At 66.8% G+C, this 14,579-nt stretch carries 14 protein-coding genes and 1 riboswitch; of the genes, 10 read left to right on the top strand and 4 right to left on the bottom strand.

Annotation, left to right across the window (positions count from 1 at the left end; genetic code table 11):
* The first annotated feature begins 42 nt into the window (after positions 1-42).
* From VIK36_RS21500 to VIK36_RS21485, 4 genes are read left to right on the top strand one after another with little or no spacing between them, the layout of a single operon-like run.
* Positions 43-2,256: a hypothetical protein gene (locus VIK36_RS21500; protein WP_324643597.1), complete on the top strand. Its 2,214-nt coding sequence runs from the start codon at positions 43-45 to the stop codon at positions 2,254-2,256.
* Between the two features lie 7 nt (positions 2,257-2,263).
* A complete protein-coding gene (locus VIK36_RS21495; RefSeq protein WP_324643596.1) occupies positions 2,264-3,067 on the top strand; it encodes a glycoside hydrolase family 16 protein in 804 nt (267 codons plus the stop codon).
* A 50-nt stretch (positions 3,068-3,117) separates the two neighbouring features.
* Entirely contained in the window at positions 3,118-5,094 is a 1,977-nt protein-coding gene (locus VIK36_RS21490) for a hypothetical protein (RefSeq protein ID WP_255173788.1), read from the top strand.
* Complete coding sequence (locus VIK36_RS21485) at positions 5,091-6,104, top strand: aminoglycoside phosphotransferase family protein (RefSeq protein ID WP_324643594.1); 1,014 nt, start codon at positions 5,091-5,093, stop codon at positions 6,102-6,104. The genes VIK36_RS21490 and VIK36_RS21485 overlap by 4 nt, the downstream gene beginning before the upstream one ends.
* A 12-nt stretch (positions 6,105-6,116) precedes the next feature.
* On the opposite strand, the gene VIK36_RS21480 is transcribed toward VIK36_RS21485, so the two are convergent.
* The 3 genes from VIK36_RS21480 to VIK36_RS21470 all read right to left on the bottom strand — a co-directional run bounded on the left by VIK36_RS21480 (position 6,117) and on the right by VIK36_RS21470 (position 10,020).
* Positions 6,117-7,604, bottom strand: coding sequence for an oligosaccharide flippase family protein (locus VIK36_RS21480; protein ID WP_324643593.1), 1,488 nt, complete (start codon positions 7,602-7,604; stop codon positions 6,117-6,119).
* Complete coding sequence (locus tag VIK36_RS21475) at positions 7,601-8,794, bottom strand: glycosyltransferase family 4 protein (protein ID WP_324643592.1); 1,194 nt, start codon at positions 8,792-8,794, stop codon at positions 7,601-7,603. Before VIK36_RS21475 ends, VIK36_RS21480 begins: the two co-directional genes overlap by 4 nt.
* A gap of 122 nt (positions 8,795-8,916) precedes the next feature.
* Complete coding sequence (locus tag VIK36_RS21470; RefSeq protein ID WP_324643591.1) at positions 8,917-10,020, bottom strand: glycoside hydrolase family 16 protein; 1,104 nt, start codon at positions 10,018-10,020, stop codon at positions 8,917-8,919.
* A gap of 3 nt (positions 10,021-10,023) precedes the next feature.
* Positions 10,024-10,175, bottom strand: a riboswitch (cyclic di-AMP (ydaO/yuaA leader).
* A 388-nt stretch (positions 10,176-10,563) separates the two neighbouring features.
* Here VIK36_RS21470 and rpsF point away from each other — a divergent pair.
* From rpsF to VIK36_RS21440, 6 genes are all read left to right on the top strand, one after another.
* On the top strand, positions 10,564-10,869 hold the full coding sequence (gene rpsF / locus VIK36_RS21465; protein ID WP_015939036.1) for a 30S ribosomal protein S6: 306 nt from the start codon (positions 10,564-10,566) through the stop codon (positions 10,867-10,869).
* A gap of 72 nt (positions 10,870-10,941) precedes the next feature.
* Positions 10,942-11,517: a single-stranded DNA-binding protein gene (locus tag VIK36_RS21460; protein WP_141158852.1), complete on the top strand. Its 576-nt coding sequence runs from the start codon at positions 10,942-10,944 to the stop codon at positions 11,515-11,517.
* Between the two features lie 125 nt (positions 11,518-11,642).
* Positions 11,643-11,882 (top strand): 30S ribosomal protein S18, encoded by a 240-nt coding sequence (gene rpsR / locus VIK36_RS21455; protein WP_003800144.1) that lies wholly within the window; start codon positions 11,643-11,645, stop codon positions 11,880-11,882.
* Between the two features lie 17 nt (positions 11,883-11,899).
* Positions 11,900-12,352, top strand: a complete 453-nt coding sequence (gene rplI, locus VIK36_RS21450; protein ID WP_018769834.1) for a 50S ribosomal protein L9 — start codon at positions 11,900-11,902, stop codon at positions 12,350-12,352.
* Positions 12,353-12,433: 81 nt separating this feature from the next.
* Positions 12,434-13,282, top strand: coding sequence for a PhzF family phenazine biosynthesis protein (locus tag VIK36_RS21445; protein WP_324643586.1), 849 nt, complete (start codon positions 12,434-12,436; stop codon positions 13,280-13,282).
* A gap of 107 nt (positions 13,283-13,389) precedes the next feature.
* Positions 13,390-14,016, top strand: coding sequence for an FMN reductase (locus tag VIK36_RS21440; RefSeq protein WP_324645332.1), 627 nt, complete (start codon positions 13,390-13,392; stop codon positions 14,014-14,016).
* On the opposite strand, the gene VIK36_RS21435 is transcribed toward VIK36_RS21440, so the two are convergent.
* Positions 14,013-14,579 (bottom strand): hypothetical protein, encoded by a 567-nt coding sequence (locus tag VIK36_RS21435; protein WP_324645331.1) that lies wholly within the window; start codon positions 14,577-14,579, stop codon positions 14,013-14,015. The genes VIK36_RS21440 and VIK36_RS21435 overlap by 4 nt on opposite strands.

Below are 14,579 nucleotides of genomic sequence, written 5' to 3'. Positions count from 1 at the left end.
GGTCGCTCCACCAGCGGCAAGCAATCCAGGAGTTGAAACAGTATGGCGCTTCTCATCAGGGGTGACGTGTCCGGCCCGATGAACTCCCGCCCTTCACGCCGGCGCAGGCCAGGGTATTCCGATTACGTCCTGGCTCTGCTCGGTGCCGTGACGGCGGTCCTGATCCTGTTCGACGTCGGGGGAGAGTCCATTGCGGGCGCCAAACTCCTGGTGTGCCTCCTCATTCCGGGCTGGGCACTGGTGCGGTGGGTCCGGAATGTGGACCCGGTGGCGCGCCTGATCTTCACCATCGTCGCCGGCGCCACTGCACTGGCCCTGGCCGCCGCCGTCATGGGGTGGCTCCAGCTCTGGAATCCCCGGCCCGCCGTCGCCGGCATCATGCTGGTATCCGCGGCCGCCCTGCTGGTGCCGCGGCCCCCCAGCACCCGGGCCGACGCAGCCCGGCTGCCCCGTCCGGAGCTCAAAACCTATGCACCCTGGCTGGTTCTCCTGGCCGCCATGGTCACATGGGCCGCCACACTGGGGCTCACAAATCCCCACCTCGGCGACCTCGGCCTGCTCGCCGCCTTCCCTGCCACCTGGTACATTACGCTGGCCCTCGTGGTGGCACTCTGCATCTGGAGCATCGTCCGCCAGGGCGAGCACTCCGGGTGGCTCACCGGCGCCTCCATTACGGGGCTGGTGGTCATCCTTTATTCTTCCGCCGGGCTGCTGACGAACGTCCCGCGGCTGCCCTGGACCTATAAGCACATAGCCGTCACGGACCTGATCCAGACCACCGGCCAGTTCGACCCGGATATTGACATCTACAACCGCTGGCCCGGCTTCTTCCTGTTCAGCGCGTTCCTGGGTGAATCCAGCGGCTACAAGGACGCCATGGCCTATGCCGGAGGGGCCGAGCCGGTATTCGCGCTGATAAACGTGGTTCTGGTGCTCGCCATCGCCAGGACCCTGACAAAGAACCCGCGGATCTACTGGACGAGTGCGCTGGTTTTCGCCCTCTCCAACTGGCTGAACCAAAACTACTACTCGCCGCAGGCCTTCGCCTACACGCTGCACCTGACCATGTGCCTGCTGATCCTCACCTATCTTCGCGGCAACCCGGCCCCCTGGGTTCTCAGGCTTGAGGGCCGGCTGTCCGGCCGCTTCTCAAAAGAGGCGCCCGAGCCGGAGGAGGTCAAGACGTACAGCGGCCGCCAGCAGGCAATGGCCATCGCTGCAGTCCTGGTCCTGCAGGCAATGATTGTGATGAGCCACCAGCTGACCCCATACCTCGCCATCCTGGGGCTCTTCCCCCTCTTCCTGGCCCGCTACTTCAAGCCGGCCTGGGTAGCGCCCGCGCTGCTGCTGATGGCCCTGCTCTACCTCCTTCCCAACGCCGAGTTCGTCAAGGACAAGTACGGCCTGCTCAGCGGTTTCGATTTCCTGGCCAACGCCGGTTATAAAGCCTCCAGCGGCGCGGATGGTCCGTCCCTCCTCTCCGGACGGTGGCTGGCACGCGAAGCACTGGCGTTGTCCCTTTTCACCGCCTTGCTTGCAGGGTTGGGGTTCATCCGCAACATCCTCCGGGGCAACGTCCGCACCACCCTGATCGTGGGGACGCTTGCGGCAACCCCCATCATTGGACTCTTCGGCACGTCCTACGGCGGCGAGGGCAGGCTTCGCGTCTTCATGTTCGCCCTTCCGTGGCTTGCCATCGGCGCAGCCTGGCTCTTCTGGTCCGGGAAACTCCCGGGCAGGAAGGCCGTAGTGGGCGCAACCTCGGCCATCTCGGTCATGGCCGTGCTGTTTACGGCCGTGTACTTCCAGAACGAAGCGAACGTCCGGGTACCGGCTGCAGACGTATCGGCCAGCCGCTGGCTCGACTCCAACGTACGGCGGGGCGACGCAGTAGTGGAAACGAACTACCACCTGCCGCTGCTGGTCGGCTCGCACTACGCCTTCTACCTCCGCACCGGGCAGCTTGTTTCGGTTGCGTCGAAGCTGCACAACTCTGCCCAGCCGTTCACGGGGGATGACATGCTGGCCTACGTTGACAAGACCAGGGCAGCAGCCAAGCTGCGCCCCTCGGACCGGGTCTTCGTGGTGGTCTCGGACCTGCAGCAGCGCACATCCACCGGCGTTCCACGCCAGTTCTCCAAGGATGTCCTGGTCCCGCTTGAGCATGACCTGAACGTGGCCAGGGGCACCGAGCTGGTGTTTGAGAACAAGTCGGTGCGGATCTACGAGGTTTCCCGTGCTGACTGGGGAAGGTAGCGGCCGGGTGTACCAGTTGTCGCTCGTCACGGTAACGTCGTTGTCCATCGTCGGGGCTGCGCTGCTGGCCCTCCACGCGGATTCCTCGAAGGTTGCCGGGGCCCCGAAAGGGGATCTGCCGTCCTGGCGGCAGACCATGGTCCAGGACTTCGATGTCCCGGCCCCGCTGGGGGCCGTGGGCCAGGTGTACGGGCAGGACATGCGTGGATATTCCGGCTTTTCCGACTCATCGGGCTTTGGCACGTACACGCCGGACGATGTCCTTTCGGTCCACGACGGCTACCTCGACTTCTACCTGCACTACTCGAACAGCAGGCCGCGGGTGGCCAGCGTCATTCCCTTCGGCTATACGGGCCAGACGTACGGAAGGTACTCGGTGAGGTTCCGGTACGACTCCATCCCGGGCTACAAGATCGCGTTCCTCCTCTGGCCGGCCAGCGACGACTGGAACGAGGGAGAGATCGATTGGCCGGAAGGAGCCCTGGACGGATCCCTCTACGGGAACTCCGCCATCAAAGGGACCCGCACGACCGACGGGATGGACTTCGATCCCGCCGACAAGAAGTACTCGGACTCCCGCGCAGGCCAATGGCATGTTGCCACCATCGAATGGAGCCCCGGCCTGGTCCAGTGGTTCCTGGACGGCGAGCTGGTGGACCAGACAACCAAACCCAAGGGTGTGCCGAACACGCCCATGCGCTGGACGCTCCAGGCGGAGACCGCCGATGACGCCAAAGCAACCTTTCCGGCCGCCGGCACAGCGGGGCACCTGCAGGTTGATTGGGTGGCCCAGTATGCCTACACACCGTGAACGAACCAAGTGCCGCGACCGCGGTTTAGGACGATTTGGGGGATTGCACCATGGATATCACCAGTGACCTTCCGGTTCCCGAAGAGCTGGGTCACCCCGGTGCCCTGACGGAGCCCGAAGTCGCCGCGAGGCAACAGATCCACCCCCGGGTGGCAGCGGTCTTCGACACCCTCGACGGGACCGGGTTGCCATGGCTCCTGCTCCGCGGCGAGGACGATCTGGCCCTGCCCGCGGGGGACGTGGACATCCTCGTGGACAAGCACCTCCTTTCCCGGCTTGACGACGTGATGGCGGCAGCAGGGTTCTGCAGGGTCCTTGCCTGGGGCCACGGCAGCCACAGGTTCTACTTCAGCTACTCACCCGGCGACGGAGCCTGGATCAAGCTTGACGTCGTCTCCGACCTGGAGTTCGGCTCCTGCCAGCAGTGGCGCACCCCGTGGGCGGCCCGCTGCCTGCGGCGAAGGATCCGGCACGGCTCCTACTGGATGCCCGACCCCGCGGACCAGGCCTGGCTGCTGCTGCTGCATCTGTTCATGGACAAGGGTGGAATTACGCCGGCGCGGCAGGATGCTGCGCGGGCGGCTGCCAGGGTGGCGGCCGACGGCGGCAGGATTGCGGAGTCGGTCCGGCGCAGGGTGGGTGCGGGGCTGGCAACGGACATGTTGAACCTGGTCCTCGCCGGCCGGTTCGGGGATGCTCCCGCCATGGCCTCCCAAATGAGGGCGTCCTGGAGTGGCGGGGCGAGCCCTGCGTTCATGGAAGCGGTCAGGCGGACACTGAGGCGCTCGGGCGCCCGGCTCCGGGGGCATACTCCCTTGCTGGGCGTCATGGCTCCGGACGGAGCGGGCAAGACCACCCTGTTGAACGGGCTTCACGCCGACGTGCCGCTGCCCACCAAATACGTGTACATGGGCCTGTGGGGCGCGGGGCCTTTTGATGCGGTGCTCAACCGGATTCCGGGCGGAAGGACGGCCAAGAAGGTGTACCGGCTGGTCCGTGGCGGAGTCCTGGCCAGGTTTTACCGCCGCATGGGCAAGGTGGTGCTGATGGACCGCGTGGCGTACGACGCGCTGCTTGCCGGCCCCGGCGGCGGTCCCCTGGCACGGATCAGCAACGCCCTGGCCCTGGCCGTCATCCCTGCCCCGGACGTGCTCCTGGTGCTTGATGTTCCCGGCGCGGTGATGTTCGAGCGGAAAGGTGAACACAGCCCGGAGCTCCTGGAATCGTGGCGGAACGACTACCTCCGGCTGGCAGGCCGGCTTCCCGGCAGCCGGGTGGTTGATGCGGCCCAGCCGGTGGAGGCCGTGCAGCGGGTGGCTACCGGCATCATCTGGGACATGTGCTCCCCGGCTGCCGGGAGGGCAACCACCGCAAGGCGCGCCCTGCACCGCACCACCGCCGTCGGCCCCGCTTCCCCGAGCCCCGCCGCGGCGGAAACCGTCGCCGGCGAGGCCCTGTCCCTGCACCTTTGGCGGCTCCTGGACTGGCGGTTCCTGCTTCCGGTCCTGCAGCCGCGCACCCTGGGCTTCGCCGGAAGGGTGAGTGCGGAAACAGAATCGGCACTGCGCCTGCTGGACCCGCAGGCTGTGCGGCTGGACGAGCCGGACACCGGGCCGGGCGGAAGGACATGTGACGTGGTGCTGCTGGCCTCGCCGGGCCCCGGCCAGATCGAAAGCGCCGGCTTGGCACTGGAACCGGGAGGCTGGATTTGCGTGGAGGCCAGCCGCTCCCTGCTCCAGCGTTCCGGACCCCGGACGCTGAGAGGGTGGAAGCGGACGCTGGAGCGCCGGGGGTACCAGGACGTTGCCTTGTACTGGAACGCCCCCAACCGGGAGCGGACAGCCAGGCTGGTTCCGGTCCGGTCCGGCGTGTCCATCCGGGACACCCTGGCCCTGCGCAAGGATGTGCGCTTCGGGGCCCTCAAAGCGGCTGCGGTGCACATGGCCCTGGCACTGCATGTCTTCGACCTCCTGGTCCCCGAGGGCACCGTCACGGGCCGGCTTCCGGAGAGGATTGCGGAGCGATGAGCTTCATAGACCAGTTCCTGCGGGACCACTTCGACGAGTTCGCCCTCGACCAGTACGGCCTGGGCAAGCGATGGGAGACTCTGCTGCTGACCCCGCGGTTTGCAACCTCCCGGCACGTGGTGGCCCTGGTCTTCCCGTTCCGGCACAGCGAACCGGCCCTGGTGGTGAAGGTGCCGCGGCAGCCCGGGGACAACAGCGGCGTCCGCCGTGAGGCGGCCATGCTGGCCCAGCTCTCCGCCGCCGTCCGCGACTCAGGCGCCGGTGTTCCACGACTGGTGGGAATCCGGGACGTGGGGCCGTACACGGTCCTGGTCGAAACTGCGTTGACCGGCCTGCCGCTGGATCCCAGGACGGTGGCAGCGGACCTGCCTGCCGCCGTCGCCACCGGAGCCGCATTCGTGGGGGCACTTCCCTGCACGCAGCCCGCCGCCGGCAACGTGGACTGGTACCAGCGCGCCGTTGCCGCGCCATTGGCGGCCCTGGAAGGATTGGCCGGCCCGGATGCCCGGACGAATGAGCTCGTTGGGCGCACGCACGAACTCCTTGCCCCGCTGCGCAGCTCGCAACTGCCCGCGGTCATCGAACACGGCGACCTGAGCCATCCCAACCTGCTTGTTAAACCCGGCGGCGCCCTGCAGGTCATGGACTGGGAACGCTCGCTCACGGATGGAGTCCCCGGGCACGACCTGGTGTTCTACCTCCAGTACTTGAGCGAATCCAGCGAGCAGGCGTTCGCCCGGGAGGCCCAGATGGCGGCCTTTGACAAGGCCTTCGGGAAGGGCGGCTGGGCGCTGGAGCCGCTGTCCAGCCACCTTGGCATGCGGGGAGTGGACCACTCACTCCTCCCGCTGCTGGTCATCGCCACGTGGGCGCGTTCCACCGCCACGCTTGCCGACCGGCTGGCGCAGGAGGCGGAGGCTGATCCGACGCAGGGAAACGGGAAAGTCCGGGCCGCCCTCCAGGCGGACAGGGACTTCTGGTTGTGGCGCCATGTTGTGGAAGCCGCGTAGGGCGGCCACCCGCTAGGAGGTCCGGCTGTCCGCCGCTCCCGGGTTTTCGTGGTTGTGCCGGAAAAGACCCAGGATCTCGTCGTGCAGGTCCCGGTAGCCGAACCGCAGCACTGCGTATACCGCGCCCACTCCGGCCACCACCATGACAACCAGCGTGGGGACCGGTCCCAGGGCATGCCGTGCCAGGTTGACCAGGCCCCCCAGGCCCACCGCGGCGCCGCACACCAGGCCCGGAGCGGCGGCCCGCATCATCCGGCGCATCCTTGTGCCCATGACCTTGGCGGCTACTGCCTGCATGCCGAAGGCGAAGACCACGGCCACCACCATCTGGGCGCAGGCGACACCTACGATGCCCCACTGGGTGGCGAAGATCAGGGCCGGGAGGAGGACCACCAGGCGGACCACGGAGATCCAGATGGACAGACCGGGGCGGCCCATCGCCTTGTAGACATCATTGGCCCCGGCGCCCAGGGAGCGGGCGGCCGCGTACAGGGCCAGGAATACCAGGGGCGTGACCGATTCCTCCCATTGCTGCCCGAAAAGGACCGGGACCAGGACGGGTGCCACCACGGCCAGGCCCACACCTGCCGTGATGCCGTACAGCGCCTGCACGGTGACACTCTTCAGGTAGCCGTCCCGCAGCCGCTGCCGGTCGCCCCGGACCTGCGTGTACAGGGGGAACAGGACGGTGGACAGGACAAAGAACACGTTCAGGATCAGGGCCTCCGGCAGCCGGAACGCGAGGGTATAGAGACCCAGGGCGTGTGCGCCCAGCACAATGCCGATGACCAGGTAATCGACGTCGAAGATCGCCCTGGCAAGCATGGTGCTGCCGGCCACGGGAGCGCCGAAGCGGACGTTTTCCCCGATGGCGCTTTTGCTCACACGCCAGATTTGCCAGGGCGCCTCGCGGCGGACCAGGAACCAGCAGGTGGCGGCATAGGCCACGGACCCGGCAGCCGTTCCGACGGCGAGTGACCAGGCGCCGTGGCCGGTGAACGCCAGGTAAAGGGTCACCGTTCCCATGGTTGCGGCGCGCAGTACCGGAGCCGCCGTGAGCTGCCTGAACTTCAGGTCCCGGCGCATGATGGCTTCCGGGACGGCGCCGCAGGCCGTGGCAAACACCGAAACGCCAAGGACCTGCACCAGCGGGGCCACGCCGTCCAGCCCAAGAAGGTCCTCCACCGCGTCAGCAGCAAGCAGGGCGGCCAAGGCCAGCACTGCGCCCAGGGCAACGGAAAGCAGCAGCGCCGATCTGGCGATGACCGGTGTCTTGGGCAGGTAAACCAAGGCCTGTCCCACCCCGGCATCGGCGATGGTTTCGGCGTAGGCCATCAGCACCAGCGCCAGGGCGACCAGGCCGTATTCCTCAGGCGAGAGCAGCCGTGCCAGGACCACCGTGGTCACCAGCACGATCACCCTGCCCGAGGCGAAGGCGAGCCCCTGCCACAGGGCTCCCCGGACTCCCTTGCGCTCCAGTTCCCCCGGCGCGTACGTCATGGTTGCCTGTTCGTCCGGGTAAGCTCCCCCGCGGGGGATAAACCAGCCATGGCCGCATGGACTTCCGCCAGGTATTCGCCTGCCACGGTGTCCCAGGTGCGGACTGCGCCTGCGGCCGCCGTTCCCGCAGCGCCGTGGGAAGGCCCGGGCGGATGCTTGGGAGCGGTGAGGTGTTCCACCACCTCGCGGACAAGTGCATCCTGGCTGTCCCGAACGGCCAGCAGCGGATGCGCGGGAAGTTCCCTCGCGGCCACCGGGGTGGCCACCACGGGCAGACCCGCGGCGAGGGCCTCCAGGACGGAGTTCCGGATTCCTACGCCGTGCTCGTCCGGGAAAACCGCCACATCCGCCCCCTGGAACACGTCCAGGATGGAAGGCACGTTGGCCAGGATGTCCACCCGGGGTCCGGCCAGCGCCTGCACCGCCGGTGTGGGGCGCCGCCCTGCGATGACGAAGCGGGCGTCCGGGACCTCCCGCCACACCAGCGGCGCGATCCTGTTGACCAGTACCGTCGCGCTGTCCGCGTTGGGCGCGTAGTTCAGGCTGCCCGCGAAGCACACCACGGGGGCCTTCCGCTCCCGGCGGGGACCGGTGGCCACCGCCGTGCCGTTGGGGATGCTCGTGACCGCCCTGCCGAGCGTGGCGGACCAGGCCGCTGCGTCCTGGGCTCCGACGGTCAGGAGCCTGGCCCGGGGCGGCAGCTGCCGCTCAGCGCGGGCGGCCAATTGTTCGCGCAGCCGGTAGGCGGGCCGGAAGGTGCGTGCGATCGCGGTATCCATGCCGGCCCGGATGGACCAGGGGTCCACTGTCTGCAGCACCAAGGGACCGGTGATGCAGTGGGACAGGAAAAGGGCGTGGGGGCCATGGATCAGGGTTGCGTCCCGGCTTGCGGACAACCGGGCGGCGGCTGCGCGGGCAGACGGGGTGGACCGCCGGTGTTTTCCCAGTCCCGTAAGGCCGCCCATGGAGCGGGCAAAGGCCGAAAGTTCTTCCCGCGGGGCCAGTTCGTACACGGTATCGCAGCGGTTCCTGATTTCTGCCGGAACCGGAACAGGACCCGAGAAGGTCAGCAGCGTGACGGCAACGTCAGGGGGGAGGTGCAGGATCACTTCGTACGGGATCATCGAGCTTCCATCCCCCAGTTCCGGATCCCGGTTGGGCACGCTTTCCGTCACGTACAGGAGCTTCATTGCAAGAGTGTACTGGATCACATAGTCCCCGGAGGGTTGCTTTAGGCAACCTTGAGGGAAGCCGAAAAAGGGCGACGGCGGGAGGTTCCGCCGTCGCCCTTCTTACCTGGGTGCGTGGCCTGCTACTGCCAGGCGCGCACGTAGTCCACCATCATCTGGGACGGTGCGCCGTAGGCCGGGTTCGTGGAGGAGGCGCCAACATTCAGCACGATGTACTGCGGGGCATTTCCGTCGTCGGTGGGGTAGGACTTGACCTTTACGCCGTCGAAGTACACGTCCGAGGTGTTTGGCATCCGGTGCAGGCCAAAGGTGTGGTACTCGTTGGCCCAGTTGCCGCCCACGCCGCCCTGGTTGTGGGAGCCGGAACCGGAGTGGTAGTTCACGGTCATCCTGGCCTGCAGCACCTCGGCGATGTCATTCTCGCCGGTGGCCGGCCACGACTGTCCGGTGGTCCAGAAGGCAGGCCAGTTGTAGAGGCCGTTGGCGTTGCCCGGGAACTTGATCCTGGCCTCGACGTAGCCGGTGGTGAACTGGAAGCCGGTCCCCGCCCCGCCCCTCGGGTTGGTGGATACCAGTCCGCCGGAGGTGGATGAGCTGAGGCCCAGGGCCAGGTTGCCGTTGGCCACGGAGACGTTCGCCGGGCTGGTGGAGACCTTGTTCATGGTTCCGCAGCCGGGGGAGAACCAGCAGCCGGACCACTTCGCGGCGTCCAGTCCGGCCCCGTTGAACTCGTCGGCGAAGGTCATGGTCCAGTTCCCGGGGACCCCGGCGGGCGCAGGCGTCCCGCTGCTTGCCAGCTGTGCCGCTGCCGGCGCCACTGCGATCGGGGATTCGGAGGGAGGGGCAGGCGCGGCGGGTGCCGGCACTGCCGCGGGGGCAGGTGCCGGTGCCTCTGCCGGGGAAGGAGCGGCGGCAGGAGCGGCCTCGACTGCGGGGACGGGCGTTGGAGCGGGAACCGGAACGTCCGGAGTTTGGCTGGGTACGGCGCTGCCGGCATCCTCGGCACTTGCCACCCGCGCCACATCCGCGGTTCCGTCACCGTGGGTCAGGCCCAGGCCCAGGGAACCTAGGCCGAGGAGTGCTGCGGCAAGACCGGCGGCAAGAGGCCAGCGACGGCGCGCCTGGGCTGGAGCACCGGACCGGGAGGCCGGGGATGTCCCGGCAGGATCTATCTCATTTTGATAACGGTGCGCTGGGTTGGCGCTGCCTTTGCGGGGTGCGGGCATGGAAAAGCTACCTCTCATCGCCTGCGGAGTTAGCTGTCGGGTTCGGATGAGGGCATCCGGCCGCGGGTTGCGGCTTCACCCCAAGGGCGGGCACGTGGCCTCGCCCGGGACGCTCGGGTCCCCCGCCTCTGCCTGGTATCTGGTGTTAATCACGGACGCGGCAGAGTTGGGCGGCATCCGGGACTGGAGCCGGCTGGGGGCGGCCCCCGGACGACCGTACACGAAAGGGCTCCAAGAATCACAATTAGGTAACGGACCTCACTGCGTTGGCGTGGCGCTGCCCGGTCGGCGAAAGTGCATTGGTAACGGACGCCGCTGGCTGCAGGTTTTCCACATGGCTGAACCTCCGGCTGCTGCCCACCTCCAGCGGGGCTAGCCTTGGGTCAAGCGCGAATCGCCTATCGGGTCCAAATGCACTAGGATATTGAAGTCTGTGCTGCGTCCTGCCTCCGTTCCGGCGGCAAGGCATTGCACGGAATCGCAAATGAACCTCCTGTTACGGAAATGCCGTAACCGCTTAGCCCAAAGGAGGTGGGTTCACATATGCGTCCTTACGAATTGATGGTAATCATCGACCCCGAGGTCGAAGAGCGTACCGTTGAGCCGTCGCTTCAGAAGTTCCTGAACGTCATCACCAACGATGGTGGAACCATCGAAAAGGTTGACATCTGGGGCCGTCGCCGTCTGGCTTACGACATCAAGAAGAAGTCCGAAGGTATCTACGCCGTGGTGAACTTCACCGCCAAGCCGGAGACCGCCAAGGAACTTGACCGCCAGCTGTCTCTTAACGAGACCATCATGCGCACCAAGATCACCCGCCCCGAAGAGCAGAAGGTTGTTGCTGAGTAATTCAGCACCGTCTTCATTCTTTACCCCGCAGGAAACGCACTCTTCACCCAGGATCGAACAAGGAGGCAGTAGATGGCAGGCGAGACCACCATTACGGTCATCGGTAACCTCACCAATGACCCGGAATTGCGGTTCACACCGTCAGGTTCGGCAGTAGCGAACTTCACCATCGCTTCCACCCCCCGCACCTTTGATCGCCAGTCCAACGAGTGGAAGGACGGGGAAACCCTGTTTCTCCGCGCTGCCGTATGGCGTGAAGCAGCCGAGAACGTCGCCGAATCCCTGACCAAGGGCATGCGCGTGATCGTGACCGGCCGCCTGAAGAGCCGTTCCTACGAAACAAAAGAAGGCGAAAAGCGCACCGTTATCGAGCTTGAGGTCGATGAAATCGGCCCCAGCCTGCGCTACGCCAATGCCAAGGTCAACCGCACCCAGCGCTCCGGCGGACAGGGTGGCGGCGGCTTCGGCGGCGGCAACAGCGGCGGTGGCTTCGGAGGCGGCAACTCTGGTGGAAACCAGGGTGGCAACTCCGGTGGAGGCTGGGGCGGCGGCAACCAGCAGGCTGCACAGGACGATCCCTGGGCTACGCCCGGTGTATCCAACGCAGGCGGCTGGGGCAACGGCCCCGATTCCGAACCTCCCTTCTAAAACCCAAATATCGGCCCGGCTCCGGGACTGCCCGGGTGCGCCACGCACCCAAGGCACTGCCGCCGTCGGACCACCACCATCCCGTGGATCAACATCCACGGGCTCCCTAGAATAGGAGCTCCACGATGGCTAAGGCTGAACTCCGTAAGCCCAAACCAAAGTCCAACCCCTTGAAGGCCGCTGACATCACTGTCATCGACTACAAGGACGTAGCATTGCTGCGCAAGTTCATCTCCGACCGCGGCAAGATCCGCGCCCGTCGCGTCACTGGCGTCACGGTGCAGGAACAGCGCAAGATCGCCCAGGCAATCAAGAACGCCCGCGAAGTTGCTCTGCTGCCTTACTCCGGCGCTGGCCGCGGCTAAGGAAGGGATTAACTAACATGGCAAAGCTCATTCTGACCCACGAAGTCACCGGTCTCGGTGCTGCCGGCGATGTTGTCGAGGTCAAGGACGGTTACGCACGTAACTACCTGCTGCCCCGCAACTTCGCCCTGACCTGGTCGAAGGGTGGCGAGAAGCAGGTTGAGTCCATCAAGGCTGCCCGCGCCGCCCGCGAGCACGCTTCCCTGGAAGATGCTCAGAAGCAGGCCGCTGCACTGTCCGCCAAGCCGGTCAAGCTGGTCGTCAAGGCCGGCGAGTCCGGCCGCCTGTTCGGCACCGTCAAGCAGGGCGACGTCGCCGACGCTGTTGAGGCCGCTGGCCTTGGCAAGATCGACAAGCGCAAGGTTGAACTGCCCGCACACATCAAGTCGGTTGGTTCCTACCAGGCCAACGTCCGCCTCCACGCTGACGTTGCCGCTGTGATCGAACTGGACGTGGTGGCAGGAAAGTAATTTCCCCACTCCACGTTACGACCCCCGTCGCCGGACTCCGGCGGCGGGGGTCTTTCGTTTGTGCGGTGGTAGCCTGCTCCGGTGAACCCGAACCCCCGCCACCGCCCCTTCCACCAAGTGGATGTTTTCGCCGGCCTGGCCTACCGTGGCAATCCGCTCGCCGTCGTGCTGGACGCCCAAGGCCTGGACGCGGCAACCATGCAGCACTTCGCCAACTGGACCAACCTCTCGGAAACCACCTTCCTGCTGCCTCCCCGGGATTCCCGCGCCGACTACCGGGTCAGGATTTTTACCGGGACCGAGGAGTTCCCGTTTGCGGGCCACCCGACGCTGGGCTCTGCCCATACGTGGCTGGAAAGCGGAGGGGTGCCAAAGTCCGACGGCTGCGTGGTGCAGGAATGCGCTGCGGGGCTGGTCCGGATCAAGCGCGACGGCGGGAGGCTGGCTTTCGCGGCGCCGCCCCTGACGCGATCCGGCCCCGTGGAGGAGCCCGTCCGCCGGCAGCTGGCAGCGGCGCTGCGGGTGGCCCCAGGTGACATCCTTGACGCGTGCTGGCTGGTGAACGGGCCGGAATGGATCGGTGTCCTGCTGGAGTCTGCCGGGCAGGTGCTGGCCCTGGAGCCGGACCACGCAGCCATGGGCGACCTTAAAATCGGCGTCATAGGGCCACACGCTCCCGGCGCCGGCGCCGACTTTGAGGTGCGCACGTTCCTGCCCGGTGATGCGATGGCGGAGGACCCCGTCACCGGCAGCTTCAATGCCGGTGCAGCCCAGTGGCTGATGGGAACCGGCAGGGCGCCGGAGCAGTATGTGGCCTCGCAGGGGACCGTGCTGGGCCGCGCCGGGCGCATCCACGTGAGCGCTGAGGACGGGGACATCTGGGTGGGTGGCGAATCGACCACGTGCATCCAGGGAACCGTTCTGCTCTGATCAGGGTCGCGGCAGGGCCTCCGGGAATACTCCGCCGCCTGCGGCAGTTCAACGGTATAGATGCAAACGCATGTATGATGGATTTGAACGAGCACCAGGAGAATGCCATGGAAACCCGCCGCATCACCGTCCTCTCCGCAGGACTTGGCGTACCCTCATCGAGCCGGCTGCTGGCCGACCAGCTTTCGGCGGCCGCCACGAGGCAGCTTGAGGCAGGCGGCTACCAGGTGGCGGTGGACGTCGTCGAGCTCCGCGACCTGGCCGTGGACATCGCCAACAACTTCGTCACCGGCTACGCCGCTCCGAGGCTGGCGGACGTCATCGCGGGGGTGGAGGCATCGGACGGAATCATAGCCGTGACCCCGGTCTTCAGCGCCTCCTACAGTGGTCTCTTCAAGTCCTTCATCGACGTCCTGGATCCCAAGTCGCTGGACGGCAAGGCAGTCCTGCTGGGCGCCACCGGCGGAACGGACCGGCACCAGATGGTGCTGGACTACGCTCTGCGGCCTCTGTTCAGCTACCTTCGGACGCGCATTGCGGCCACCGGCGTCTTCGCCGGGCCCCAGGACTGGGGAACCGCCGAGGAAGGCGGGGCATCCCTCGCGGACCGGATCGAACGTGCCGCCGGCGAGTTCACCCGCCTGCTGGAGGGGCTTCAGCCGGGCCGGAAGTCCGCCCCGCTGGAATCCCTCCCATTCGAGCAGTTGCTGGCCGGTATTTCCGGATCCCGCTAGTCGTCCAGCAGCGCGATGAATTCCCGCGCCTGCTTCAGCGAGATATCGGAGTGCCGCGTCAGCGCCGTGGCCGCCGCCTCGGTGTCGCCGCTCCGGGCCAGCGTGCGGATCCTCCCGTAGATCTCGTCATTGAGCATGTTGCTGCTGACTTCCCGGGTCACGTCGCCTTTGCTGGCGATCGCCCGGTAGCGGTACGGGAACCGCTGCGGCTCGTCGTCGTCCTCCTCGATGACCTGTGCGGGCTCCTCGCTCAGGTAGGGCTGGGGGTGTGCCGCCAACGCGCCCACCGCGTCGCGCGAAGCCCGCAGCCCCTCACCGGTGACTTCGTAGTACAGCTTGATGGCGGCCATGGCCTGGCCTTGCGCGATCAGGGCATAGATCCGCCGGTGCTGCTCCTCCGTCAGGCGCCCGGCAGCTGTCCGGGCCAGTTCCTGGGGTGTGGCGCCGGGCTGGGACGGGGCCGCGCCGTGTGCTGCTTTGCGCCTGCGGGCGGCGCTGTATGCCACCAGGACCGCCGCAACCACCGCGAGCAGGATTAGGACGGGGACCATAAGGGATTCCAT

Source organism: Pseudarthrobacter sp. LT1, from assembly GCF_035621795.1.
Lineage (GTDB): Bacteria > Actinomycetota > Actinomycetes > Actinomycetales > Micrococcaceae > Arthrobacter.
The sequence above is the reverse complement of the archived record's forward strand: the minus strand, read 5'-3'. Positions and strand labels throughout refer to the sequence as shown.